Source organism: Halorubrum sp. ASP1, assembly GCF_005435135.1.
GTDB classification, from domain to species: domain Archaea; phylum Halobacteriota; class Halobacteria; order Halobacteriales; family Haloferacaceae; genus Halorubrum; species Halorubrum tropicale.
Genome location: NZ_SGUA01000011.1, coordinates 25,735 through 48,629 on the forward strand (window position 1 = coordinate 25,735; position 22,895 = coordinate 48,629).

Below are 22,895 nucleotides of genomic sequence, written 5' to 3' on the forward strand. Positions count from 1 at the left end.
GCGAGGGCGGCGCGCCGCGCCGGCGCTCCGACTCGTCCTACGAACGATCAGTTCTCGCTGACCAGCGAGCCGCGAGGCTCCCCTACTCCCGGTTCGAGACCGACTCCGCCGACCGCTCCGCGTCCTCGTCCGGCACGAGGTGAACGTCGCCGCCGTGTTCGAAGGCGAGGACCGACTCGGCGCCGTCGTCGACGAACGCCGGGTTCGGCACCGTCTTCGCCTCGTAGGTGACGGGGTCGAGCACCTGGATCGCGTTCTCGTCCTCGACGGTCACGACCGTCGTCTCCGCCGCGTCGTCGCGGGTGCCGAGCCGGGTCGCATCGGGGGCGTCGCCGTCCGCGAACGCCGAGGTGTACTCCGCGCCCGTGGCGAGCCGGACCCCCTGGAGGCGGCCGGAGACGCCCGTGACGAGGACCGGGCCGTCCCCGTCCTCGGGGTCGACGATCTCGCCTTCGGCGTACCTCGGGAGCCGGACCGCGAACGTGACGCGGTACACCTCGTTGCCGTCGCCGTCCTCGGTGACGAGCGTCGGGTACGACTCGAAGCTCCCCCCGAGCGACTCCGTGATCCGCGTCGCCACGTTCTGCGCGAGGCGGTTCGACGAGAGCTTGATGTCCGGCCCGTCGTCGGTCTCCGTCACCTCGGTGATGAACGCCTCCCGGTCGCCGTCGGCCTCCTGGTCGGCGACGTACCGCTCGGCGATGTCCAGCGCCTCCGCGCGCTCGGCGGGCGTGAGGTCGCGCTCGTCGGCGCGGACCTGGACGATCCCGGCGTAGTAGCCGCCGGCGATGCGCCCGCAGCGGTCGCAGGTCCCCCGCGAGATCTTCACCGGGACGGTCACCTCCGCGGAGCGCAGGGTGCCGCGCACCACGCCGGAGAAGCGGCAGTGCATCCGGACGGTGTTCTCGTCGACCTGCTCCGGCTCCACGCCCCACTCCACGTCTTCCGCGTCGACGTGGACTCCGAGGGACTCGGCCACCTCGTCGACGGCGACGTCGGTGTAGTCGCGCGCCCCCACGTCGCGCCACGACTCGCCGCGCCTGACGGCGCCGCAGCCGGAACAGACCAGCACCTCGATCCGGTCGGGCGCGTCGACCAGGTCGAAGTCCTCGAAGTAGCAGTCGTCGCACAGCAGGGCGTCTCGCCCGCGCGGCTCGCCCGGAAGGGGGTCGCGCCGCTCGGGGACCGGGTCGCCGCAGCGCGGACAGAACTCCCGCGACTCGCTCATTGGCGCCCGCTACGCCGAGGACCGGTTTAAACGGCGCGGACCGCCCCCGTCGGCGCCGACGCCGCGACGGCGGCTCCGGCCGCTCCGTGCGGATCCCGACCTCCGAAATGGTTTTTCGCACGGACCGAGAACGGGCGTGTATGAGCGGTAACCCCGACGACGAACGGCTCGAGGAACTGCGCGAACAGAAGATGGAGGAGCTCCGCGAGCGGCAGGGCGGCGAGGGCGACGCCGCCGAGGCCCAACAGCAGGCCCAGGAGCGCGCCGAGGCCCAGCAGGAGGCCGTGCTGAAACAGTACCTCACGGACGGCGCCCGCCAGCGGCTCAACGCGGTCGAGATGTCCAAGCCGCAGTTCGGCGAGAAGGTGAAACAGCAGGTCGCCGCGCTGGCGCAGAGCGGGCGGATTCAGGGACAGATCGACGAAGAGCAGATGCGCGAGCTCCTCAAGGAGCTCCAGCCCGACCAGAAGAGCTTCGACATCCGCCACCGGTAGATGGAGCTCGCGCTGCTGTACAGCGGGGGGAAAGACTCCTCGCTGGCCGCCCACCTGCTCGACCGGTTCTACGAGGTCCGCTGCGTCACCGGGAGCTTCGGGCTCACGGACGACTGGGAGCACGCGGAGCGGGCGGCCGCCGAGCTCGGGTTCCCGTTCGAGCGCGTCGAGCTCGACCCGGAGGTCGCCGAGAACGCGGCCGAGACCATGGTCGCGGACGGCTACCCGCGCAACGGGATCCAGCGCGTCCACGAGCACGCCTTAGAGACCATCGCCGCGCTCGACGTCGACGCCATCGCGGACGGCACCCGCCGCGACGACCGCGTCCCCACGGTGTCGCGGGCGCAGGCGCAGAGCCTCGAAGACCGCAACGGGATCGATTACATCTCACCGCTCTCCGGGTTCGGTCGCCACGCCGTCGACCAGCTCGTCGACGCCACCTTCGACGTCCAGCAGGGCCCGAGCGAAGAGGTCCCGAAGGCGGACTACGAGGACGAGCTCCGCACGCTCATCGCGGACCAGTACGGCGAGGGGACCGTCGGCGACGTGTTCCCCGACCACGACCAGACGTACGTCCACGGCCGGAGCGACTGACCGGCCGGTGCGGCGCTCCGCCCGCGGTCGGCGGCCTCCCGTCGGCCCGGAAGTGCCGGAACTACTTTCGACCCCGGGGTCGTAGCGTCGACCATGTCATCCGACCGAGTCGTCGACCTGCTCCGGACGGCGTACGCCGACGAGATCGAGACCGTGATGAACTACCAGACGAACGCGATCGTCCTCGACGGCGTCCGCGCCGAGGAGATCAAAGAGAGCCTCAAACAGGACGTCCAGGAGGAGCTCGGCCACGCCGAACAGCTCGGCCAGCGGCTCAAACAGCTCGACGCGCGGCCGCCCGGCTCCGCCGAGTTCACGGCCGGCCAGGAGTCGCTACAGCCGCCCGAGGACTCGACGGACGTGCTTGCCGTCATCAACGGCGTGCTGGACGCAGAGGAGGACGCGATCGCGACGTACCGCGAGCTGGTCGACGCCGCCGACGAGGCGGGCGATCCGGTCACCGAAGACCTCGCCGTGACGCTGCTCTCGGACGAGGAGGCCCACCGGACCGAGTTCCGCGGGTTCCAGAAGGAGTACCAGCGCGAGTAGACCGGGCGAGGCGCCGCGTTTCGACGTCCGCGACCTCCACGTCGACGTCCGCGATCGCCGCCCCCGAAAGGATGCTTTCAAGCGGGCGCTCGCCGAAGCGACGCGTATGTACGACGGCCTCAAGGGATTCCGCGACTTCTACCCCGGCGAGCAGTCCGCCCGCCGCGAGGTGACCGACGCGGTCGAGGACGCCGCGGCCCGGCACGGCTTCCGGGAGATCGCCACCCCCGCCTTGGAGCGGACGGAGATGTACGTCGACAAGTCCGGCGAGGAGATCGTCGAGGAGCTGTACGCCTTCGACGACAAGGGCGGCCGCGGCGTCTCGATGACCCCGGAGCTCACCCCGACCGTCGCCCGGATGGTCGTCGCGAAGGGGCAGGAGCTGTCGAAGCCGATCAAGTGGGTGTCCACCCGCCCGTTCTGGCGCTACGAGCAGGTCCAGCAGGGCCGGTTCCGCGAGTTCTACCAGACGAACATCGACGTGTTCGGCTCGTCGGCGCCCGAGGCCGACGCCGAGGTGCTCGCGGTCGCCGCCGACGCCCTGACCGACCTCGGGCTCACCGGCGACGACTTCGAGTTCCGGGTCTCCCACCGCGACATCCTCGGCGGCCTCGTCCGCTCGCTCGCGGCGGACCCCGACGCGGTCGACACCGCGGCCGCGATCCGCGCGGTCGACAAGCGCGCGAAGGTCGACGACGGCGAGTACCTCGGGCTCCTCTCGGACGCGGGCCTCGCCCGCGACACCGCGCGCGACTTCGACGACCTCATCGCGGACGTGGAGACGGTCGCCGACCTCGACGCGGTCGCCGAGGCCGGCGGCGAGGCGGTCGAGGCCGCGGTCGAGAACCTCCGGAACGTCCTCGCCGCGGCCGACGACTTCGGCGCGGGCGAGTTCTGCGAGGTGTCGCTGACCACCGCCCGCGGGCTCGACTACTACACCGGCGTCGTCTTCGAGTGCTTCGACTCCACCGGCGAGGTGTCCCGGTCCGTCTTCGGCGGCGGCCGCTACGACGACCTCATCGAGAGCTTCGGCGGGCAGCCCACTCCCGCGGTCGGGGTCGCCCCCGGGCACGCGACGCTCAAGCTGCTCTGCCAGCGCGCCGGCGTCTGGCCCGACGAGGAGCTGACGACGGACTACTACGTGCTCAGCGTGGGCGACACGCGGAGCGAGGCGGCCGCGCTCGCGGGCGACCTCCGCGCGCTTGGCGACGACGTGGTCGTCGAGCAGGACGTCTCCGGCCGCTCGTTCGGCGCCCAGCTGGGCTACGCAGACTCGATCAACGCCGAGACTGTCGTCGTCGTCGGCGAGCGCGACCTGGAGAACGGCGAGTACACGGTGAAGGACATGGCGAGCGGCGACGAGACGACGGTCCCGGTCGAGGAGTTCCCGCCGGACGAGGGGCTGCCGACCTACGAGGACTACGAGTAACGGCGCGGCGCGCCCGTGACCCGTCCCGCCGGCCGGGCGACGCGATCCCTGAACGCTTTTGGGTCGCGCGTCGGGACGGTGGAGACGATGATCCCGCTCGCGACGGCGATGCCCCCGACCGAGGTCGCCCTCCGCGTGGCCGCGGGGGTCCTCCTCATCCTGATCAACGCGTACTTCGTGGCTATCGAGTTCGGGCTGACGCGTCTCCGGCAGTATCCCGAGTCGGAGATGGACACGCCGGGGCTGCGGCGCGCCTGGGAGATGACCGACGACCTGGAGTTCTACCTCACGACCTGTCAGGTGTGGATCTCCGGCACGTCCATCGCGCTCGGTATCGTCGCCGAGCCGGGGCTGGCGGCGCTTTTCACGCCGATCTTCGAGAACACCGCGCTCTTCGCGCCGGTCTTCGAGAACACGGCGCTGGCTTCGGCCAGCGCCGGGTCCTTCCTCGGCTTCTTCCTCATCAACATGGTCCACCTGACCCACGGCGAGCAGACGCCGACGTACCTCGGCGTCGAGCGCTCGAAGCAGGTCGCCCGGTACGGCTCGCGGCCGCTCTACTGGTTCGCGTGGCTCATCTCGCCGCTGATCAAGGTCGGCGACTGGGTCGCGAAGGCGACGCTCGGACTGTTCGGCGTCGAGATGACCGCCTCGTGGACCGAGGCCGAAGAGGAGGTACTGGAGACGCGCGCCGAGCTCCGCAACCGTCTCGGGTCGATGATGGAGGAGGTCGAACTCCCAGAGGAGCGCCGCGAGGAGGTCCTCAACGCGCTCGACGTCGACCGGGTGACCGTCGCGGACGTGATGACCGCGCCCGAGGAGGTCGTCTCGCTGACGACGGGGGCGTCCGTCGACGAGAACCTCGACCGGATCCGGGACACGCCGCACACCCGCTTCCCGCTCGTCGGCGACGACCTGACCGACTTCGAGGGGATCGTGTACGCCCCCTCGATCGTGAGCCGCTACGACGAGCTTCGCGACGGCGACCTGACGTTCGCCGAGGTCGCCGCCCCGCCGATGACGGTCGCGGCGGACGCGAGCGTCAGCGACGCGTTCGACCGGTTCCAGGCGGAGTCCCAGGAGCTCGCCTTAGTCATCGAGGACGGCGAGGTCGTCGGCCTGATCACTGCGACGGACGCCATGGAAGCGGTGATGGGCCAGCTCGAAGACCCGCTGGACGCCGGGAACCTATAAGAGACGCCGGTGTCCGCCGCCGATCCGGCGGCTGATCAAAAACAGGCGGCCGGAACCTCGGCCCCGCGCTCCGCGCCGCCGTTCACCGCTTGTACGCCTCGCGCAGGAACACCAGCGCGCCGCCGAGCATCGCGAGGTTCCCGAAGAAGGCGAGCCGCTCGCCGCTCTTGTCGTCCTCGTCGGCGTTCCAGAAGTCGTGCATCGTCGCGGTCACGACGGTCAGGAACGCGACCGCCGCGCCGGTCGCGATCCGGGGAAGCCGCCAGAGCGCGATGCCGAGGCCGGCGACCACCATCATGCCGGAGGCGAACGGCGCGGCGAGGTCCGGCATCGGGACGCCCGCCGACTCGGCGTACTCGATCGTGTCGTCCATGTCGCGGAAGTCCTCCGAGGCCTGCGCGGCGAGGCCGACGCCGAGCAGGACGCGGCCGAGCCGCGAGGGCGCGCCGCGACCGTCGCTCTCCGCGGTCGTCTCAGTGGGTTCGTCGTCGCTCATACGTCTCGTAACGGCAGCCGACAGTATAAATCGCGGTGGCGCCAGCCACGGCTCATCCTCGGACCGCATCGATCCGCGCCAGCAGCCGCCCCGTCGCCGCCGCGTCGAAGGCCATCGGGCGGCGCCACCACGGGCCCTTCCCGGAGTCGCTCGACAGGTCGGTGACGATCCGGTTCGCCTCGCTCCCGGCGTCGGGCGCGCTCAGCGGGACGACGCGGTCGAACGGGCCCGACACCGCCGGGTCGCCGACCGCGACGACGCGGGCGTCGAACGGGTCGCGCTTCAGGTGCGCGTTGGTCGGCGCGGCCCTCACGGCGGCCGCGCGGTCGACGGCGTCGCCGCCGCCGTCCGTAGCGAGCACCCGCTCGACCCGCATCCCCGCGAAGAGGTACGCGCCCCAGTCGGGGGCGAGGTCGTCGTCGACGGCGACCCCTCGCTCGCGGAGCCACGCGCCGTCGCGGTCGTCCGTTCCGCCGTCGCGGTCGCCGGTCGCGTCGTCGGGACACCCGTCACCCGGTCCCGCCCAGTCGCGCGGCCGCAGCGTGAGCGTCGCGTAGAAGAGGAGCCAGTCGCCGGGGTCGAGGGCGGCGATCCGGCCCGCCTTCACGGCGTACGGGTCGCCGTAGGTCGCCCGCTCGCGGCCGTGGACGCCCGGGAACTCGGGGTCGGCGTGGACCGGCGTCCCGCGCAGGTCGGCGGGGACCGCGAAGGGGAGGTCGAGGTCGCCGTACGTCGGGAGCGGCTCGTCGACCGGGAACCGGTCGCGCGGCAGCGTCGCCGCCGGCTCGGGGATCGGGACGTACGCGAAGGAGCCGTCCGGGTAGACGGGGCCGCGGAACCCCGGCTCGTTCGTGTTGGCGGCGACGTTGACGGCGACCGCACGGGGGTCGGGCATGCGGAACAGTCGGGGACTCAGTCCGCCGTCGCGGCGGGCTCCTCGTGTTCGACCTCGGTCCCGAGGAGGTCGAGGAACTGCGCGATCCACTCGGGGTGGTCGGGCCACGCCTGCCCGGTGACGAGGTTGCCGTCGGTCGTCACGCCGTCGACCCACGAGCAGCCGGCGGCCTCGACCTCGGGCCTGACCGCCGGGTACGCCGTCATCTCGTAGCCGTCGAGCACGCCCGCGGCCGCGAGGATCTGCGGGCCGTGACAGATCGACGCGACGGGCTTGTCCGCCTCGAAGAAGTGCCGCACCGCGTCGAGCACCTCGTCGTAGCCGCGGAGGTACTCGGGGGCGCGCCCGCCGGGAACGACCAGGGCGTCGTAGTCGGCCGGGTCGACCTCGTCGAGGCCGTGGGTGAGCTCGAAGTCGTGGCCGCGCTCCTCCAAGTACGTCTGGTCGCCGCGGAAGTCGTGGATCGCGGTCTTGACCGTCTCGCCCGCTTCCCGGTCCGGGCAGACCGCGTGGACCTCGTGGCCGACCGCCTGAAGCGCCTGGAACGGGACCATGATCTCGTAGTCCTCTCCGAAGTCGCCGACGATCATCAGTATGCGCTGTCCTGTCATGCGTGTACCACCGGTCGCCGGTACGTGCTACTGTCGGATAACGATGCTGGCGAGCGGTAACACACCACGCGCTCCGGTTCAGGTCTTCCGCGGGGTCGGCCGCACGGCGGCGTCAGCGCGGTCGGTTCGGCGGCCGGAGGTCCCGTCGGAACTCGTCGAACTGATCGAGGTCCTCGGGGAGCTCGTACTCGATCTCGCGCCCGTCCTGGTTGTCGGGGAGCCGCCCGTCTTCGAGGTCGTCGGCGACATCCTCCCACCCGGGCTTCACGCGGACGGAGCGCGCGGGCGACCCCACGACGACGTGGTGGTCGGGCACGTCGCCTTGAACCACGGAGCGCGCGCCGACGACGCTGTTCTCGCCGATCCGGCAGCCCGCCCTGACCATCGCGTCGTAGGTGACCCGGGCGTCGTCCCCGACGATCGTGTGGAAGTTCCGGACCTCCGTCTGGTCGACGATGTCGTGGTCGTGGCTGTAGAGGTGGACGCCGTCGGAGATGGAGGCGCGGTCGCCGATCGTCAGCTTCCCGCGGTCGTCGAGGTGGACGTCGTCGTGGATCACGACGTTGTCGCCGACCTCGATGTTGTGGCCGTAGGTGACGGAGATGCCCTTGAAAAAGCGGCAGTCGTCCCCGCACTCGGCGAACAGGTGGTTCCCGAGCATCTGCCGGAAGCGGAGCGCGAACTCGACGTTGTCGGCCATCGGCGTGGCGTCGAACTGCCGCCAGAGCCACTGGAGGTGCTTCGAGCGCCGGAAGCGGTCCTCGTCTTTCTCGGCGTAGTACTCCGACTCCAGGGTCGCGTTACACGGGTCGTATCCCTGGAGGCGGACGCGCTCGGCGCGCGACACCGACTCGCCGTCCTGCCACGCCTCCCACGCCTCCCGGTCGCCGTGGAGGTCGATCAGCACGTCGCGGACGACCTCGCAGGTGTCCTCGTCCGAGGAGAGCCGCTCGTCCACCTCGTCGATGAACCCTCGGACCCCGGCCTCGGCGCCGTCGGGCAGGGACACGTGTCGCTTTGTCATCGGCCCACCTTCGTCGCCGCCCCTCAAATGGATTCGGTTGTGCGACCGCGGCGCCCGATCCGTCAGTACAGCTCGGCGCGGACGAACAGGCCCGCGAGGACGCCGACGAACGCGACGGTGAAGACCGGGGCGATCGCAGCCCTGCCGAACGAGAGCAGCAGGGCGGTGACCGAGACGACGGCGACGACCGCGAGCAGGGCGACGACGGCGTCGAGCCGCCGGCGGAGGGCGTCGTCCATGAACGTCGGATCGGCGACGGGCGAGTAATATCCACCGGTGCCGGCCGCGGCCCGAGACGGCGGTCCGTCGCTGCCGTGCCGGGGTCGGTTCCACGGCGCCGAGAGCGACCGCGCCCGATAAGTGTCCCGACCGCCAAGCGGCCGGTATGGAACACCGCGAACTCGGTAACTCGGGCGTCGAGGTCTCGGAGATCGGCTTCGGCGCGTGGGTCGTCGGCACCGACTGGTGGGGCGACCGCTCGGACGACCAGGCGGTCGCGATGGTCGAGGAGGCGCTCGACGCGGGCGTCACCTACGTCGACACGGGCGACGTGTACGGCCACGGCGACAGCGAGGCGATCATCGGCGAGGCGATCGACGGCCGCCGCGACGAGGTGACGCTGTCGACGAAGATCGGCTACGACTTCTACGACAACCCGCAGGCCGGCCACGGCGAGCTCCCGAAGGAGCTCAACCGCGAGTACCTCACGGAGGCGTTCGAGGCCTCGCTGGACCGCCTCGACACCGACTACGTCGACGTGCTCCAGCTCCACAACGCCAACGTCGACGAGGTGACGCCCGAGGTGCGCGACCTCCTCCGCGAGTGGAAGGAAGACGGGCGCGTCCGCGCGCTCGGCTGGGCGCTCGGCCCCTCGATCGGCTGGCTCGCCGAGGGCGACGCGGCCGTCGAGTACGAGGAGTTCGACGCGGTCCAGACCGTCTTCAACCTCTTCGAGCAGGAGCCCGGCCGCCACTTCGTCGAGACGGTCCGCGAGAGCGATTCGGACACCTCCGTCATCGCGCGCGTCCCGCACTCCTCCGGCCTGCTCAACGAGCAGGTGACACCCGACACCGTCCTCGAGGACGGCGACCACCGCTCGCACCGGCCGAAGGAGTGGTACGAGACCGGCTGGGAGAAGGTGGAGGCGATCCGCTTCCTCGAAGACCCGGAGGGCGTCGAGGGGACCCGGACGATGGCGCAGGCCGCGATCCGCTGGCTGCTCGCGCACGACGAGGTCGCGTCCGTCACGCCCACCTTCCGCGACGGCGACGACATCGCCGAGTGGAGCGCCGCCGCCGACGTGCCGCCGATCTCCGACGCCGAGTACGAGCGCTTGGAGGAGCTGTACGCCCGTAACTTCGACGTCGACCGCGACGACGGGATGGACGTGCTCCGTACCTCCGTCGACGGCGAGGACATCGAGGCCGCCGGCCTCGACAAGCGCGCCGCCTCGTACTGACCGGGGGCACCCTCGTCCGCCGAGCGATCGACGCCGACCGACCCGCCCTTTTCGCCTCGAAACCGCCGGACTGCGTGCAGTTGACACGGCGCTGAATCACTTTCACCGCGCTCCGTCGCTCGGCGCCGCCCCGCGGGGTGTCGACGACCGCTCGGGGGCGGCACGGTCGCGCCGCTGGCGAGGGCGGAAGGTGGCTCGGTGGAAACCCGTCGTCACAGGGGGCTCAGTGGGGGTAACCGACTCGTCATCGCCACCACGGTGCGATCTACTCGCTCGCGGATATAAACTGATCGCGACGGTCTCCGACGACCGGCGGCCGCGGTCGCGGTGACCGCCCGACTGCCGACCGGTCGCCCGGACTGCCTGAGATGCTAGACCGCCCTGACTGCCCGTGCCGCTAGACTGCCGGACTGCCCGAGCCGCTGGACCGCTCGGACTGCCCGGGAGGCTCGACTGCCGGCCGCCGGGGTCGACCCGTCTTAGTCGCCCCCGCTACAGACGAGGACCGGCCGTTCGGTGTCGAGAATGACGCTCTGCGTGACGCTGCCGAACAGGACCTTCCCGGTCGGGGTGCGCTTCCGCCCGGCGACGACGATCTGGTCGGCGTCGTGCTCGTCGGCGACGTTGAGGATCGCTCGGGCCGGGTCGCCGCCGTACCCCTCGGGTGTCACCTCGATCCCGGCGTCCTCGAGCCGCGACCGAGCGACCCGAACCGACTTGACCTGCTCGACGGTGCCGCCCCCCTTGTTCTCGCTGAACGAGTGGACGAGGACCGCCGTCACGTCGTCCGCCTCCAGCGGCATCGACGCGATCGTCTCGGCCTGCGCGGTGGCCCGGTCCTCGTCCGTGTCGATACCCACAACAAACGTGAACATGCGACAGCCGTCGCGGCACTCGCATTTGACTGTTTCGGCGCACCGGATCGATCCGCACGACGCCCGCGAGCGCGGCGGCGACCGGATAACCGCCCGCAGGCGAGTGAATCTATCCCTAATGATTATGTAGTATGTGGCTCTGGGTAGTAGGTAGACACTCATGACAACTGATAACACGGGAAATTCGACGAGGCTATATCGGCGGCGCAACGTCCTGAAAAGCGGTGCCGCCGGAGCGGCGACGCTGGCGCTCGCCGGCTGTATCGGCGGCGGGGACGGCGGAGACGGCAGCGGCGGCGGGGGGAACGGGGGCATGGCCGACTCCGTCACGGTACCCGGGATATACGACGAGAGCGGCGCGACCTCCGACGTGGGCCGGCCGACGGCCATCGGCTCTCGCGACACTATCACCTACATCAACGAGAACGACCTGTTCGACGTGAGCATCGACCACCCGAACAACGACTACGCCTACGAGGTGCCGCAGGCCCAGCAGTACTACCAGCAGTACACCTCGGAGTCGTCGCCGCCGCTGATCATCGGCTGGGGGACCGCAGACACCGAGGCGCTGGCGGGCACCGTCGCGGACGACGAGGTGGTGTACGTCTCCGCGTCGTACTCCGCGAACCTCGTCACCGAGGAGTTCCCGTACAACTTCTTCGGGAACCTCGATTACACCAGTCAGGCCCGCGCGCACCTGCGGTGGATCGCTGACAACGACCCCGAGGCGACGGTCGGGTTCATCTTCTCTAACACGGCGTTCGGGCGCTCGCCCGTCGAGGGCGGCAAGCAGTACGCCGAGGAGCTCGGGCTTGACGTGGCCCCGGACATCAACCTCCCGCTGACCGCCAACTCCGCGACCACGCAGCTCAGGCAGGCCCGCGACCAAGAGATCGACTACCTCATTCACCAGAACACGTCTGCGCCGATGCGGGTGCTATTGGAGGACCGACAGGACATCTACCCCGACCTGACGGTGTGCGGCCTGACCTACACCGTCGACGAGCGCGTGGTCCAGCAGTCGCCCGACATTTTCGAAGGCGTGCGATACGTCAACGCGTTCCGCACGTTTCAGGGCGCGCTCGACAGCGGCGGCCGCGGCGCGGAGATCATCGAGGCGAACTTCGAGCGCGAGGGGCGCAGCATGGACGACCCCGAGATCGCTCAGCTCAATTACGTGCGCGGCGTGATCCACGCCCTGCTCGCGCTGAAGGGCATGCAGAACGCGGCCGAGGCCGGGAACGACGTCACGAGCGGACCGAACGTCAGACAGGGGATGTTCGGCATCGAGGACGACGACATGTTCGGGCTCGCCGAGCCGTTCAGCTACGAGGCGGGCGACCGCCGCCCGACGATGAACGGGCGGCTGTTCGAGGTCACCGACGGCAGCCTGAGCTTCGACACCAGCGTCGAACTGCCCCGCCGCGACTCCTGGATCGGACTATGATGGCGACCGACGAGCAAATGACCGCGGACGCGGCGGACGCGACGGGCGACGGCGACGTCCCGGTCGTCGAACTCGACAACGTCGAGATCGTCTACGACCGGCACTTCCTCGCCGTTCAGGGCGTCTCGATGTCGGCCGACGAGGGCGACATCGTCGCGCTGCTCGGCCCGAACGGCGCGGGCAAGTCGACGATCCTGAAGATGATAAGCGGCATCGGTCGGAGCGAGCGCGGCGAGGTCACCCGCGGAAGGGTGTTATACCGCGGCGAGGACGTGACCAACGACGGTGCCAACGAGATGGTCGGACGCGGTATCACGCACATCCTCGAAGGCAGGCGGGTGTTCGAGGACCTCACCGTTGAAGAGAACCTCCGGTGCGGGCTCTACCGCGAGGGCCGCCGGTTCCGGTTCGACGAGGACGACTACCAGATCGCCTTCGAGTACTTCCCGCAGTTGGAGGACATCATGGACCTCAAGGCGGGCTACGCCAGCGGCGGCCAACAGCAGATGCTCGTCATCGCGCGAGCGCTCATCCACCGGCCGAACCTGCTTCTGTTGGACGAGCCGTCGCTCGGGCTCGCGCCGAAGCTTGTCAGGGACATCTTCGAGACGCTCGTGGAGATCAACAGGCGGGAGGACATCACGATGCTCATCGCTGACCAGAACGCCAAGCGCACGCTCGGGATCGCCGACTACGGCTACGTCATGGAGAACGGGCAGATAGAGCTCCACGATCCGGCCGACGAGCTGGTCCAGCGCGAGGAGATCAAGGAGTTCTACCTCGGCACGTCGGGCGAGGACTCCCGCTACACCGACGTCAGACACTACAAGATCCGCAAGAGGTGGACCTGATGAGCGCCGATCAGGAGGCCGAGACGCCGGCGGCAGCGCTCAGGGGCGGGGCCCACGTCTCCCCTGAGGCTGCCGCGATCGGCTGCCGGAACGTGACCAAGACGTTCGGCTCGATCACCGCCGTTGACGACGTGGACCTCGGCGTCGCCGACGGCGAGTGGGTGTCGATCGTCGGGCCGAACGGGGCCGGGAAGACCACGCTGTTGAATATCCTCAACGGCTTCTACACGCCGGACGCCGGCAGCGAGGTGTTCCTGAACGGCGAGGAGGTCAGCGGCAGGCCGGAACACTACCGCGCGCGCCACGGCATCGGGCGGACGTTCCAGGGATTGGAGCTGTTCGAGAGCGAGGACGTCTTGGAGAACGTGATGACGACCCGGGCCGTCGCCGAGCGCCCGAACGTGCTCTCGGCGATGCTGTACTACGGCGGCGGCCGGAAGACGGAGGCCGAGAACATGCGGTTCGTCGAGGAGATCCTCGACTACCTCGAACTGTGGGAACACCGCCACACGACGGTGTCGACGCTGCCGCTGGGGGTCCAGCGGCGCGTCGACCTCGCCCGCTCGCTCGCGCTCGAACCGGACGTGCTCCTGCTCGACGAGGCGATGAGCGGGCTCACCTTCGACGAGAAGTACGACATGATCCGCTTCCTGACCGACCTCCACGAGGAGGAGGGGCTGACGCTCGTGATGATCGAGCACGACCTCGAAGTCGTCACCGCCGTCTCCGAGCGGATGATCGTCATGCAGAAGGGCGGCGTCATCGCCCGCGGGCCGCCCGAGGAGGTGACGAACGACCCCGAGGTCGCCCGCGTCTACACGGGGGTCGAGTAGATGGCGGCCGACAACGCCGAGAGCGACGGCGTCGCGTCCGGCGGCTCCGCCGAGTCGGGCGCCGCCGCCGACTCGGGGCTCTCCGTCGAGCGCGTCCTGACCGCGCCGGAGGGCGAGTCGGTTCCCATCGTCTCCGACCGGGCGCTCCCCGAGATACTCATCGACCACGCCGCCGAGCACCCGGACGACATCGCCCTGCGCTGGAAGCGGTACGGGGTCTGGCAGGAGTTCACCTGGGAGGAGTACTACGACCGGGTGGAGCGGTTCGCGCTCGGCTTGGAGGAGTACGGGTTCGGCGACGAGGACGTGCTGTTCACCATCGGCTACAACCGCCCGCACCAGCTGTGGGCGTGGATCGCCGCGCAGTCCCTCGGCGGGATGGCGGCCCCGAACTACGAGGACATGCTGCCCGAGGACATCGAGAAGCAGCTCCGCTTGATGGAGCCGGAGATCGTGTACGCGGAAGACCAGGAGATGGTGGACAAGCTCCTCCTCGTCTCGGACGACGTGCCGTCGCTGTCGACCATCATCTACCGGGACGACAAGGGGATGTTCCGGTACGAGAACGGCGAGAAGACCGAGCCGGGCGACCCGGAGATCGTCGCATACGAGGACGTCGAGGAGCGCGGCCGTGAGCGCCGCGAGTCCGGGGCCGTGAGCGACGATTACCTCGCGTCCGAGATCCAGGCCGTGCCCGCGGAGGCGACCGCGATGCTCGCGCCCACCTCCGGGACGACGGGGATGCCGAAACGCGTCCGGCTCTCGCATTTCAACCTCGTAAACCTCGCCAACGCCGCCATCGACATCGACCCGCTGCCGAAGGAGTCGGACTACTTCTCGTACCTCCCGATGGCGTGGGTGGGCGAGCAGATGATCCTGCTCGCGGCCGCGTTCGTCGCCGGCTGGACCGCGAACTTCCCGGAACAGCCCGAGACCGAGGAGGACGACCTCCGGGAGATCGGACCCGAGATCATCTTCTCGTCGCCGAAGCGGTACGAGGCGTGGGTCGCGGACGTCAAGGCGAAGATCGAGAACACCACCCGGCTCAAGCGCTGGGTGTACGAGACGGCGACGAGCATCGGCGAGAAGTACGCCGAGTACGTCATCGGCGACAGGAACGACGAGGAGCCGCCGGCGTGGCTGCGCGGCGCCCACTGGCTGTCGTACTGGGTGGCGTACCGCCCCATACTCGACAAGATCGGGCTGAAGCGCGCGAAGAACGTCTACACCGGCGGCGGCCCGCTCGGGGAGGACCACTTCGAGTACTACCACGCGATGGGCGTCCCGCTCAAACAGATCTGGGGACAGTCCGAGGTGTGCGGCTTCGTGACGATGCACCGCGACGACGACGTCCAGGTCGAGACAGTCGGCGAGGTGTTCCCGAACGTCGAGGTGGGCATCACGCCGGGCGGCGAGCTCCTCGTCCGAGGCCCGGTCGTCACCTCCGGCTACTACGGAATGCCGGAGAAGACGGAGGCCGCGTTCGAGGACGGCTGGCTCCACACCGACGACTTCGGCGCGCTCACCGACGACGACCACGTGCGGATCTTCGACCGGATGGACGACGTGTTAGAGATGAGCGACGGCACCGCCGTCGCGCCGATAAGCGTCGAGACGAAGCTGAAGTTCAACCCCTACGTGAAGGAGGCGATGGTCGTCGGCGACGACCGCGCCGAGCTCACCGCGGTGCTGAACATCCGGTACGACAACGTTGCGGAGTGGGCCGACCAGCGGGACATCCAGTACGCGGGGTACAGCGACCTGACGCGGAAGGAACCGGTCTTAGAGCTGCTCCGCGGGGTCGTCGCCGAGACCAACGAGGACCTCGACAACCCGATCCGGCGGTTCGTCCTCCTCTTCAAGGAGTTCGACGCCGACGACGGGGAGCTCACCCGCACCGGGAAGCTCCGCCGCGAGGTCGTCGTGGACCGGTACAGCGACCTCGTGACCGCCCTGTACGACGGCAGCACCGAGATAGCGATGGAGCTTACGATCACCTACCAAGACGGCAGAGAGTCCGAGGAACGCGGAGTGATGCGCATCGTGGACGTGGACCAACCAGTCCTCGACGAGGACCGCGAACTGGAGGTGAGCTAGATGGTCAACTGGGTCACGTTCATCGACATCTCGCTGAGCGGGCTCGGACTGGGCGCGCTGTACGCGCTCGTGGCGATGGGCTTCTCGCTCATCTACAAGGTGACCGGCGTCCTGAACTTCGCGCAGGGCCAGATCGCGATGGTCGGCGCGTACGGGGTCGTCATCTTCGGCACGGCCACCGTGCTCCCGGCGGCGATTCCCGCGTGGACCGCGGTGCTCGTGACGGTCCTGCTCGGCCTCGTGCTCGGGCTGGTGCTCGAACGCGTCGTGTTCCGCCAGTTCATCGGCGAGCCGGTGCTGTCGGTCATCATCGTGACGCTGGCGCTCGGCAGCATCCTCGAAGGGGTCGTCTTCTTCCTGTACGGGCAGAACGCGCAGGCGTACCCGTCGGCGCTGACGTTCGGCGGCCAGCTCAGTCTCCCGCTGGGCACATCGATACAGGCGGCGTACGCCGTCGCCGTCGCCATCGCGCTCGTCGTCGTCGCCGTGCTGATGCTGTTCTTCCGCGAGACCGTCACCGGGTCGATCCTCCGGGCGTCGGCCAGCGACGAGCAGGCGGCGATGGTGCTCGGCGTCTCCATCGAGCGCACCATCGCGCTCGCGTGGACGCTCTCGATCGCCATCACCGCCATCGGCGGCATCCTGCTTGCGACCTCCAGCGGCGGGGCGGCGGTCTCCATCGAGAACACCGGTATCATCATCTTCGCGGCCGTCGTGTTGGGCGGCCTCGACAGTATCCCCGGGGCGTTCATCGGCTCGATCGTCGTGGGCGTCCTCCAGGAACTGGGGTCGTACTACCTCGTGGGCGGCACGGCGGTGTACGTCCCCTTCACGGACGTTCAGGCCAACTTCGGCGCGGGGTTCGGGGAGATACTCCCCCTCATCCTCCTGCTCGTCGTCATCCTGGTGAAGCCGTACGGCCTGTTCGGCACCGAGCGGATAGAGAGGCTCTGACGATGAACGGACACAGTTCGCGCGCCACGCGGCGCTCCGGCGGCGTACCGACGACTCGACCGGCCGCGGCCGAAGGGGGGTGGTCGCATGCCCTGCGGTGAGTACTTCACCGACTACGAGTCGCGAATGGGCCTCGTCCGGTGGCGGACGCAGAAGATCGCGCTCGCTCTGGGGCTGCCGATCCCCTTCATCGCGCCGTTCCTGCTCGGCGGCGGAACCGTGACGCTGCTGACGCAGGCGTACATCTTCGCCATCGCGGTGTTGGGGCTCAACGTCATCCTCGGCTACGCCGGCGAGATCGTGCTCGCGCAGGGCGCGTTTATGGCCATCGGCGCGTACAGCACGAGCAGACTGCTCGCCGTCGGCGCGGGGCTGTTCCCGGCGCTCGCCGTCGGCGGCCTCATCTCCGCGCTGGTCGCGGTCGGCTTCGGCCTCCCGTCGTTCCGGGTCAAGGGGTTCTACATCGCCATCTCGACGCTGGCGCTCCAGTTCATCGCCGAGGAGTGGTTCTTCGTGAACCCGCAGCTCGCGTTCATCCACGGCGGGACGACCCAGTCGGTGCCCTCGAACGTGGGCCTCGTCGGCCCAGTCGGCGCTCTCGGCACGACCATCGACAAGTACCTGCTCGCGCTGGTGCTGTTGTTGGTGTTCGCGCTGCTGTCGCTGAACCTCTCGCGGACCGGCATCGGAAAGACGTTCCGCGCGATCCACGAGAACGATCTCTCCGCGTCCGTCCTCGGCGTCAACGTGTTCAAGAACAAGCTGCTCGCGTTCGCCATCGGCGGGTTCATGATCGGCGTCGCGGGCGGGCTGTTCGGGTTCCAGATCGGCTTCATCAACGCGGAGTACTTCACCCTCGGGCTCACGCTCGAACACTACGTCATGCTGCTGTTCGGTGGCCTCGGACGCGTGTGGGGCGCGCTGCTGGGCGTCGGCGTCGTCACGCTCGTCCAGGACTACCTCAACGACGGCCTCAACTACCTCGCCGACCTCACGGGCACCAACGCGACCGCCCTGCTGCCGGTGTTCTTCGGCGCGATCATCATCGTCGTGCTCGCCGTCGAGCCGAAGGGGGTGTTGGCCGGGCTAGGCAAGATCAAGGAGTACCTGCGCACGTGGCCGTTCGCGTACTGAGCGCGACGGCCCGCGCGCCGCGCCCGTGACGGAGATTTATGTGCTAGTTTGACGTGTGTTAACGCGATGTACGACGACAGCACACTGGCCGCGGTCGGGGAGCAGTTGGAGCGGGTCGTCGACCGCGACTTCTACGCCGAGAAGTTCGCGGACGCGGGCGTCGACCCGACGGCGGTCGACTCGTGGGCCGACTTCCGGTCGCTCCCGTTCACCACGGCGGGGGAGATCGAGGCCGACTTCGAGGCCGCGCCGCCGAGCGGCTCGCTGTACGACGGCGCGGCGATGGTCACGTTCTCGCCGATGGGCGAGCAGCTGCGGCCGGTGTTCGACACGGCCGACGACCTCGACGCCCAGGCCGCAGCCAACGCGGACGTGCTCGAACGCGCGGGCGTCGAGCCCGGCGACCGCGTCGTCAACACGTTCGGCTACGAGCTGTTCGGCACCGGGTACGTGCTCCATCGGGCGCTCGAACGCCTCGGCGCGGAGGTGTTCCCGCTCGGCCCCGGCGACTCCGAGCAGGCCGCCGCCACCATCGAGGCGTACGACGTGGACGCCGTCGTGGGCAACCCGAGCTTCGCGCTGAAGATCGGCGCGGAGGGCGGTTCGGTCGACACGTTCGTCGGTGCGGGCGAGCCGTTCACGTCGATCCCCGGCCGCCGCGAGGCGGTCAAGGACGCGCTCGGCGCCTCGACCGCAGTGGACTACTTCGGCACGCGACACATCATGCCCGTCGCGGCCGAGACCGCGGCCGAGGACGGCCTCCGCGTCGTCGACGATTACGCGGTGGTAGAGGTCGTCGACCCGGACACCGGCGAGGCGGTCGCCGACGGCGAGCGCGGGGAAATCGTCGTGACGCACCTCCGGAAGGAGGGGGTTCCCCTCGTGCGCTACCGGACCGGCGACCTCGCCGAACTCGCGGTCCGGGACGGGACCGTCGTGCTGCCCGACGGCGTCATCGGCCGCACGGACGAGCGGCTGAAGGTCAAGGGCGTGAAGGTGTATCCGGAGAGCGTCGAGACGGTGATCGCCGGTTTCGAGGGGCTGACCGGCGAGTACCGCGTCGAGGTGTCGCAGCCCGAGACCACCGACCGCCTCGTCGTGATCTGCGAGGGCGAGGCCGACGCCGACGAACTGCGCGCCGCGCTCGCCGACCGCCTCATCGTGACCCCGGACGCCGTCGAACTGGTCGCCGACCTCGACGAGCCCGGCGTCGTCGACGAGCGGTACTGAGCGCCCGCGCCGCTCGCCGGGCGCTCGTCGCCGTCGAGGAGGCGGCTTCGCCGCTCAGTCGCCGTCGAGGAAGCGCCGCGCGGTCCGGGAGAAGATGTCGCGCTGGACCTCGACCGGCAGGTCCCGCGAGAGCAGGTGCTCCCGCTCTCGGGCGTACGGATACGGGATGTTCGGGTAGTCCGAGCCGTACATGATCGACGCCGAGAGCTCGATCAGCGTCTCGTCGGCGACCGTCGCCGGGTCGAAGTCCATGTACGTCTCGGCCACGCTCGACATGGCGAAGGTGGTGTCGAGGAACACGCTGTCGTGGTCGCGGGCGAGGTCGACGAACGCCTCGACCTCGTAGGTCCCCATGTGCGCGGCGCACACCCGCACGTCGGGGTAGGAGGCGAGGAACGACTCGAAGCGCTCGACGCCGACGTGGGGGCTGTCCTCGAACATCGGCGCCGTCCCGGCGTGGAGCAGGACAGGCGCGTCGCGGGCGGCGACGGCCTCGTAGACCGGATCGAGCCGCGGGTCGTCGGCCGCGAACCCCTGGACCGGAAGCTGGAGCTTCAGCCCGCGCGCCCCCGCGTCGAAGGCGTCGGCGACGACGGTTTCCGGGTCGTCGTCCGCGGCGTGGACGGTGGCGAACGGGACCGCCATCTCGGAGTCCGCGGCGGCCTCGATCACCCACTCGTTGAGGTCGGCCGCCGTCCCCGGGCGCGCGGCGTACGGGAGCGCGGCGTACCGCTCGACGCCGGCGGCGCTCAGCGCCGCCTCCATCCGGTCGCGGTCGGTCGGGTGGTCGAACGCCCAGCCGGCGGCCTCGCCCAGCGCCTCCCGGATGGCGGCCATCAGCCGGTCTGGCATCAGGTGGACGTGCGCGTCCACGACGTCGCCGACGGGGAACTCAGTCATCAGTGAGCTTGTAGACGCCCGTCCCGGTCGCGCAGACGGCGCCCCCGGACTCGACTTCGACGCTCGCCACGCCGATGTCGGCGCCGCGCCGGTCCACCGTGGCCGTCGCGTACAGCGGCTCCCGGCCGGCGGCCTCGAGGTAGTTCACGCGGAGGTCGATGGTGGGCGTGAACGCCTCGCGCCCGCCGACGAAGACGGCGGCGCCCGCGAGGTCCACGAGCGCGCTCACGACGCCCCCGTGGACCGCGCCGAGCTCGGGGTTGCCCACGAGCCCGGGGTCGAACGCCAGCTTGACGCTGGCGCGCTCCGGGGTCACGGCGAGCACCTCCAGGTCGTGCCGCCGGTGGAAGGGGACCTCGCCGTACAGCCGCTCCACGACCGCCGTCCGGTCGGCGCCTTCCGAACCCGGCGCCTGCCGGCCGTCGCTGTCGCCGGCTCCCGGACCGGCGTCGCTCGGGTCGGGCATGCGTGTGCCGACGCACGGCACGCCCCCGCATAAATCAACCGCCCAAGTCGGTGAGACCGCTCGCGACGCGGGAGAGAAGCGAGGCGACGGGTGGTCCGAGGGAACGGCCTTGTGGTCGCGCCGCGCGCCTGACGGTACGAACGAAAACGCGATGCGACGGTTCCCCGTGCCCGACTACGAGGACCTCCCCGAGGACCTCTGCGACCGCATCGACGAGGAGACGGAGGACGCCGGGTTCACGCCGAACGTGTTCTCGGCGTTCGCGTACACGCCCAGCCACTTCCGGGCGTTCTTCGCGTACCACGACGCGCTCGTGTCCGACACGTCACTGGCTCGGGAGGGGGTCGAGACGGTAGTCGTCGCGGTGTCGGGCGCGAACGACTGCCTCTACTGCGTGGTCGGTCACGGCGCGCTCCGTCGGATCTACGCCGGCGCGCCGAAGATCGCCGACCAGCTCGCCACGGACCACCGACAGGCCGACGTCTCCAACCACCACATGGCGATGCTCGACTTCGCCGTCACACTCACGAACTCCCCCGGGACCGTGGCCGCCGAAGATATCCAGCGACTCCGCGACGCCGGTTCCTCCGCGGAGGAAGTGTGGGACATCGCCTCCGTGGCGGCCTTCTTCAACCTCTCGAACCGCATGGCGACCGTCGCGGACATGCGTCCGAACGACGAGTTCTACGCGATGGGCCGCGGCGACTGACCGCCCCCGCGCCGGCGCCTTCGACACCGACGAGGAGGGATCGCGACGGGTCCGGAACCCGTTTGAACCTCGGCGGCCTCACTGCGGTCATGCGCGAAGTGACGTTCCGGATCCGCCACGCGGGGGAACCGGAGTGCGAGGTGAGCGCGCGCCACCCGGAGGTGCGGTACCGGTCCGTCTCCTCGATGACGGGCAGCGGCCCCGAGCGCAAGCGGATCGCCGAACTCACCGGACCGCCGGCGGAGATCGAGGCGTTCGTCGAGGAGTTCCGCGAGTTCGACCTGGTCGTCTCCGCGGAGCCGCTGGCGCCGATCGAGGGCACTCACGCCTACGTCGCCCTGACGATCGACGCGGGGGCGGCCGACTGGGAGGGCATCGGCGAGCGGTTCTCGCGGATGGGCATCCACTACCGGACCGGGACGACCATCGCCGGCGGCGTCGAGCGCTGGACGGCGTACCTGGAGGACGACGACGACCTCTCGGCGGTGATGCGCGAACTGGAGCGCGGCGGCAACGAGGTCGAGCTCGCGCGGAACGTGGAGCTGTCGTCGATCGAGCGCTCGCCGCAGCTCCCCGCGTCCGGGCTCCTCGACGGACTCACCGACCGGCAGCGAGAGGTGCTCGCGACCGCCATCGCCGCGGGCTACTACGACCACGGCGGGGGCGTGGGCGTCGAGGAGGTCGCCGCCGAGCTCGGACTCGGCTCGACGACGGTGTGGGAACACCTCTCGCGCGCCGAGTCGTCGGTGATGAACGCGCTGTTCGAGCGGTTCGCGGAGGGCGAGCCGATCGGCGCCGTGCGCGAGACGGACCGGTCGGAATCGCCGTGAGCGGGCTCAGACCAACGCTTTTGTAGCTTCGGGACGGAGCGCCGCGTATGGACGACGGAACCGTCTCCGTGCCGGACGAGCAGTACGAGCGCCTCGCGGCCCTCGCCGCCGCCCGCGGCGTGAGCCCCGAGACGCAGCTGGCCCGGCTCATCGACGACGCGTACGCCGGCCTCGACGGCGACGAGACCCCCGAGACGCTCCCCCTCGGCGTCTGCGACGACTCCGCCGAGGAGTGAATCGCGCGCCGAACCGGCGAGGCGTCCGTGAGCCGCCGCACCGCACTACACCCCGGGCAACAGGGCACGTGGTGAGATCGATTCATTATCGCGTACCGCGTGGCGATCCCATGACTCCGTCCCAGCGGATCCTCGAACGCGTCGCGGAGCTCGAAGGCGTCCCGCCGTCGGCGATCGACGAGCCGCTGTTCGAGGCGGTCGCCCCCGACGCCCTCGACGTGCTGTTCCGATCGGTGCCGGACGGTCCGACGAGAGACGACGGCGAGATCCGCTTCGCGTACCTCGGCTACGACGTCACCGTCCGCGCCGAGGGCACCGTCACGGTCCGCTCGCCATTCCGGGTCCGGTGAGTCAGGCCGT

Annotated in this window: 26 protein-coding genes; 17 read left to right on the forward strand and 9 right to left on the reverse strand. The window is 69.9% G+C overall.

Annotated elements, in window-relative coordinates; genetic code table 11:
• Nucleotides 1–82: 82 nt before the first annotated feature.
• Nucleotides 83–1,228: a 60S ribosomal export protein NMD3 gene (locus EXE48_RS14800; protein WP_121600169.1), complete on the reverse strand. Its 1,146-nt coding sequence runs from the start codon at nucleotides 1,226–1,228 to the stop codon at nucleotides 83–85.
• A 140-nt stretch (nucleotides 1,229–1,368) separates the two neighbouring features.
• Here EXE48_RS14800 and EXE48_RS14805 point away from each other — a divergent pair, with 140 nt between their 5' ends.
• The 5 genes from EXE48_RS14805 (at nucleotide 1,369) to EXE48_RS14825 (ending at nucleotide 5,488) form a co-directional block, all read left to right on the forward strand.
• Nucleotides 1,369–1,722 carry a DNA-binding protein gene (locus EXE48_RS14805; protein ID WP_053770715.1) on the forward strand — a complete coding sequence of 118 codons (354 nt, stop codon included), beginning with the start codon at nucleotides 1,369–1,371 and terminating at the stop codon, nucleotides 1,720–1,722.
• Nucleotides 1,723–2,316, forward strand: a complete 594-nt coding sequence (locus EXE48_RS14810) for a DUF7411 family protein (protein WP_053770716.1) — start codon at nucleotides 1,723–1,725, stop codon at nucleotides 2,314–2,316.
• 93 nt (nucleotides 2,317–2,409) lie between these two features.
• Nucleotides 2,410–2,865, forward strand: coding sequence for a DUF892 family protein (locus tag EXE48_RS14815; RefSeq protein WP_053770717.1), 456 nt, complete (start codon nucleotides 2,410–2,412; stop codon nucleotides 2,863–2,865).
• 106 nt (nucleotides 2,866–2,971) lie between these two features.
• Nucleotides 2,972–4,294 (forward strand): histidine--tRNA ligase, encoded by a 1,323-nt coding sequence (gene hisS, locus EXE48_RS14820; RefSeq protein WP_137705425.1) that lies wholly within the window; start codon nucleotides 2,972–2,974, stop codon nucleotides 4,292–4,294.
• An 87-nt stretch (nucleotides 4,295–4,381) separates the two neighbouring features.
• Nucleotides 4,382–5,488, forward strand: coding sequence for a CNNM domain-containing protein (locus EXE48_RS14825; protein ID WP_053770719.1), 1,107 nt, complete (start codon nucleotides 4,382–4,384; stop codon nucleotides 5,486–5,488).
• Between the two features lie 82 nt (nucleotides 5,489–5,570).
• On the opposite strand, the gene EXE48_RS14830 is transcribed toward EXE48_RS14825, so the two are convergent.
• The 5 genes from EXE48_RS14830 to EXE48_RS18500 all read right to left on the reverse strand — a co-directional run bounded on the left by EXE48_RS14830 (nucleotide 5,571) and on the right by EXE48_RS18500 (nucleotide 8,753).
• Nucleotides 5,571–5,984 carry a DoxX family protein gene (locus EXE48_RS14830; RefSeq protein ID WP_053770720.1) on the reverse strand — a complete coding sequence of 138 codons (414 nt, stop codon included), beginning with the start codon at nucleotides 5,982–5,984 and terminating at the stop codon, nucleotides 5,571–5,573.
• A gap of 52 nt (nucleotides 5,985–6,036) precedes the next feature.
• The gene (locus tag EXE48_RS14835; RefSeq protein WP_137711952.1) at nucleotides 6,037–6,879 is read right to left on the reverse strand and encodes an Nmad3 family putative nucleotide modification protein; all 843 of its coding nucleotides are present in this window, start codon (nucleotides 6,877–6,879) and stop codon (nucleotides 6,037–6,039) included.
• Between the two features lie 17 nt (nucleotides 6,880–6,896).
• Entirely contained in the window at nucleotides 6,897–7,490 is a 594-nt protein-coding gene (locus EXE48_RS14840) for a DJ-1/PfpI family protein (RefSeq protein WP_137705426.1), read from the reverse strand.
• Nucleotides 7,491–7,602: 112 nt separating this feature from the next.
• Entirely contained in the window at nucleotides 7,603–8,514 is a 912-nt protein-coding gene (locus tag EXE48_RS14845; RefSeq protein ID WP_137711953.1) for an acyltransferase, read from the reverse strand.
• 62 nt (nucleotides 8,515–8,576) lie between these two features.
• Complete coding sequence (locus EXE48_RS18500; protein ID WP_158293556.1) at nucleotides 8,577–8,753, reverse strand: hypothetical protein; 177 nt, start codon at nucleotides 8,751–8,753, stop codon at nucleotides 8,577–8,579.
• A 146-nt stretch (nucleotides 8,754–8,899) separates the two neighbouring features.
• Between EXE48_RS18500 and EXE48_RS14850 the strand changes: the two genes are divergently transcribed.
• Nucleotides 8,900–9,973 (forward strand): aldo/keto reductase, encoded by a 1,074-nt coding sequence (locus tag EXE48_RS14850; protein ID WP_137705427.1) that lies wholly within the window; start codon nucleotides 8,900–8,902, stop codon nucleotides 9,971–9,973.
• Nucleotides 9,974–10,452: 479 nt separating this feature from the next.
• On the opposite strand, the gene EXE48_RS14855 is transcribed toward EXE48_RS14850, so the two are convergent.
• The gene (locus tag EXE48_RS14855; RefSeq protein WP_053770725.1) at nucleotides 10,453–10,848 is read right to left on the reverse strand and encodes a universal stress protein; all 396 of its coding nucleotides are present in this window, start codon (nucleotides 10,846–10,848) and stop codon (nucleotides 10,453–10,455) included.
• A 160-nt stretch (nucleotides 10,849–11,008) separates the two neighbouring features.
• Between EXE48_RS14855 and EXE48_RS14860 the strand changes: the two genes are divergently transcribed.
• From EXE48_RS14860 to EXE48_RS14890, 7 genes are all read left to right on the forward strand, one after another.
• On the forward strand, nucleotides 11,009–12,295 hold the full coding sequence (locus EXE48_RS14860) for an ABC transporter substrate-binding protein (RefSeq protein ID WP_053770726.1): 1,287 nt from the start codon (nucleotides 11,009–11,011) through the stop codon (nucleotides 12,293–12,295).
• Nucleotides 12,292–13,146 carry an ABC transporter ATP-binding protein gene (locus EXE48_RS14865; RefSeq protein WP_241992028.1) on the forward strand — a complete coding sequence of 285 codons (855 nt, stop codon included), beginning with the start codon at nucleotides 12,292–12,294 and terminating at the stop codon, nucleotides 13,144–13,146. Before EXE48_RS14860 ends, EXE48_RS14865 begins: the two co-directional genes overlap by 4 nt.
• Complete coding sequence (locus EXE48_RS14870) at nucleotides 13,146–13,979, forward strand: ABC transporter ATP-binding protein (protein ID WP_137711954.1); 834 nt, start codon at nucleotides 13,146–13,148, stop codon at nucleotides 13,977–13,979. The genes EXE48_RS14865 and EXE48_RS14870 overlap by 1 nt, the downstream gene beginning before the upstream one ends.
• On the forward strand, nucleotides 13,980–16,076 hold the full coding sequence (locus tag EXE48_RS14875) for an AMP-binding protein (RefSeq protein WP_053770728.1): 2,097 nt from the start codon (nucleotides 13,980–13,982) through the stop codon (nucleotides 16,074–16,076).
• Nucleotides 16,077–17,030: a branched-chain amino acid ABC transporter permease gene (locus EXE48_RS14880; RefSeq protein ID WP_053770729.1), complete on the forward strand. Its 954-nt coding sequence runs from the start codon at nucleotides 16,077–16,079 to the stop codon at nucleotides 17,028–17,030.
• An 87-nt stretch (nucleotides 17,031–17,117) separates the two neighbouring features.
• Nucleotides 17,118–18,164, forward strand: a complete 1,047-nt coding sequence (locus EXE48_RS14885; RefSeq protein ID WP_053770730.1) for a branched-chain amino acid ABC transporter permease — start codon at nucleotides 17,118–17,120, stop codon at nucleotides 18,162–18,164.
• Nucleotides 18,165–18,230: 66 nt separating this feature from the next.
• Entirely contained in the window at nucleotides 18,231–19,394 is a 1,164-nt protein-coding gene (locus EXE48_RS14890) for a phenylacetate--CoA ligase family protein (RefSeq protein ID WP_053770731.1), read from the forward strand.
• Nucleotides 19,395–19,448: 54 nt separating this feature from the next.
• Here EXE48_RS14890 and EXE48_RS14895 read toward each other — a convergent pair whose 3' ends face one another.
• Nucleotides 19,449–20,294, reverse strand: coding sequence for an amidohydrolase family protein (locus EXE48_RS14895; RefSeq protein ID WP_137711955.1), 846 nt, complete (start codon nucleotides 20,292–20,294; stop codon nucleotides 19,449–19,451).
• On the reverse strand, nucleotides 20,287–20,760 hold the full coding sequence (locus tag EXE48_RS14900; protein WP_053770733.1) for a PaaI family thioesterase: 474 nt from the start codon (nucleotides 20,758–20,760) through the stop codon (nucleotides 20,287–20,289). Before EXE48_RS14900 ends, EXE48_RS14895 begins: the two co-directional genes overlap by 8 nt.
• A gap of 151 nt (nucleotides 20,761–20,911) precedes the next feature.
• Here EXE48_RS14900 and EXE48_RS14905 point away from each other — a divergent pair, with 151 nt between their 5' ends.
• From EXE48_RS14905 to EXE48_RS14920, 4 genes are all read left to right on the forward strand, one after another.
• Nucleotides 20,912–21,469, forward strand: coding sequence for a peroxidase-related enzyme (locus EXE48_RS14905; RefSeq protein ID WP_053770734.1), 558 nt, complete (start codon nucleotides 20,912–20,914; stop codon nucleotides 21,467–21,469).
• Between the two features lie 89 nt (nucleotides 21,470–21,558).
• Entirely contained in the window at nucleotides 21,559–22,299 is a 741-nt protein-coding gene (locus EXE48_RS14910) for a helix-turn-helix domain-containing protein (RefSeq protein ID WP_053770735.1), read from the forward strand.
• Between the two features lie 47 nt (nucleotides 22,300–22,346).
• Complete coding sequence (locus EXE48_RS14915; protein WP_053770736.1) at nucleotides 22,347–22,535, forward strand: hypothetical protein; 189 nt, start codon at nucleotides 22,347–22,349, stop codon at nucleotides 22,533–22,535.
• A gap of 110 nt (nucleotides 22,536–22,645) precedes the next feature.
• Nucleotides 22,646–22,885, forward strand: a complete 240-nt coding sequence (locus tag EXE48_RS14920) for a HalOD1 output domain-containing protein (protein WP_121600179.1) — start codon at nucleotides 22,646–22,648, stop codon at nucleotides 22,883–22,885.
• Nucleotides 22,886–22,895: the final 10 nt, after the last annotated feature.

Excerpts from the sequence above, each read along its gene's own strand:
- EXE48_RS14800 (WP_121600169.1), bottom strand. The coding sequence starts at position 1,228 with ATGAGCGAGTCGCGGGAGTTCTGTCCGCGCTGCGGCGACCCGGTCCCC.
- EXE48_RS14805 (WP_053770715.1), top strand. The coding sequence starts at position 1,369 with ATGAGCGGTAACCCCGACGACGAACGGCTCGAGGAACTGCGCGAACAG.
- EXE48_RS14810 (WP_053770716.1), top strand. The coding sequence starts at position 1,723 with ATGGAGCTCGCGCTGCTGTACAGCGGGGGGAAAGACTCCTCGCTGGCC.
- EXE48_RS14815 (WP_053770717.1), top strand. The coding sequence starts at position 2,410 with ATGTCATCCGACCGAGTCGTCGACCTGCTCCGGACGGCGTACGCCGAC.
- hisS (WP_137705425.1), top strand. The coding sequence starts at position 2,972 with ATGTACGACGGCCTCAAGGGATTCCGCGACTTCTACCCCGGCGAGCAG.
- EXE48_RS14825 (WP_053770719.1), top strand. The coding sequence starts at position 4,382 with ATGATCCCGCTCGCGACGGCGATGCCCCCGACCGAGGTCGCCCTCCGC.
- EXE48_RS14830 (WP_053770720.1), bottom strand. The coding sequence starts at position 5,984 with ATGAGCGACGACGAACCCACTGAGACGACCGCGGAGAGCGACGGTCGC.
- EXE48_RS14835 (WP_137711952.1), bottom strand. The coding sequence starts at position 6,879 with ATGCCCGACCCCCGTGCGGTCGCCGTCAACGTCGCCGCCAACACGAAC.
- EXE48_RS14840 (WP_137705426.1), bottom strand. The coding sequence starts at position 7,490 with ATGACAGGACAGCGCATACTGATGATCGTCGGCGACTTCGGAGAGGAC.
- EXE48_RS14845 (WP_137711953.1), bottom strand. The coding sequence starts at position 8,514 with ATGACAAAGCGACACGTGTCCCTGCCCGACGGCGCCGAGGCCGGGGTC.
- EXE48_RS18500 (WP_158293556.1), bottom strand. The coding sequence starts at position 8,753 with ATGGACGACGCCCTCCGCCGGCGGCTCGACGCCGTCGTCGCCCTGCTC.
- EXE48_RS14850 (WP_137705427.1), top strand. The coding sequence starts at position 8,900 with ATGGAACACCGCGAACTCGGTAACTCGGGCGTCGAGGTCTCGGAGATC.
- EXE48_RS14855 (WP_053770725.1), bottom strand. The coding sequence starts at position 10,848 with ATGTTCACGTTTGTTGTGGGTATCGACACGGACGAGGACCGGGCCACC.
- EXE48_RS14860 (WP_053770726.1), top strand. The coding sequence starts at position 11,009 with ATGACAACTGATAACACGGGAAATTCGACGAGGCTATATCGGCGGCGC.
- EXE48_RS14865 (WP_241992028.1), top strand. The coding sequence starts at position 12,292 with ATGATGGCGACCGACGAGCAAATGACCGCGGACGCGGCGGACGCGACG.
- EXE48_RS14870 (WP_137711954.1), top strand. The coding sequence starts at position 13,146 with ATGAGCGCCGATCAGGAGGCCGAGACGCCGGCGGCAGCGCTCAGGGGC.
- EXE48_RS14875 (WP_053770728.1), top strand. The coding sequence starts at position 13,980 with ATGGCGGCCGACAACGCCGAGAGCGACGGCGTCGCGTCCGGCGGCTCC.
- EXE48_RS14880 (WP_053770729.1), top strand. The coding sequence starts at position 16,077 with ATGGTCAACTGGGTCACGTTCATCGACATCTCGCTGAGCGGGCTCGGA.
- EXE48_RS14885 (WP_053770730.1), top strand. The coding sequence starts at position 17,118 with ATGCCCTGCGGTGAGTACTTCACCGACTACGAGTCGCGAATGGGCCTC.
- EXE48_RS14890 (WP_053770731.1), top strand. The coding sequence starts at position 18,231 with ATGTACGACGACAGCACACTGGCCGCGGTCGGGGAGCAGTTGGAGCGG.
- EXE48_RS14895 (WP_137711955.1), bottom strand. The coding sequence starts at position 20,294 with ATGACTGAGTTCCCCGTCGGCGACGTCGTGGACGCGCACGTCCACCTG.
- EXE48_RS14900 (WP_053770733.1), bottom strand. The coding sequence starts at position 20,760 with ATGCCCGACCCGAGCGACGCCGGTCCGGGAGCCGGCGACAGCGACGGC.
- EXE48_RS14905 (WP_053770734.1), top strand. The coding sequence starts at position 20,912 with ATGCGACGGTTCCCCGTGCCCGACTACGAGGACCTCCCCGAGGACCTC.
- EXE48_RS14910 (WP_053770735.1), top strand. The coding sequence starts at position 21,559 with ATGCGCGAAGTGACGTTCCGGATCCGCCACGCGGGGGAACCGGAGTGC.
- EXE48_RS14915 (WP_053770736.1), top strand. The coding sequence starts at position 22,347 with ATGGACGACGGAACCGTCTCCGTGCCGGACGAGCAGTACGAGCGCCTC.
- EXE48_RS14920 (WP_121600179.1), top strand. The coding sequence starts at position 22,646 with ATGACTCCGTCCCAGCGGATCCTCGAACGCGTCGCGGAGCTCGAAGGC.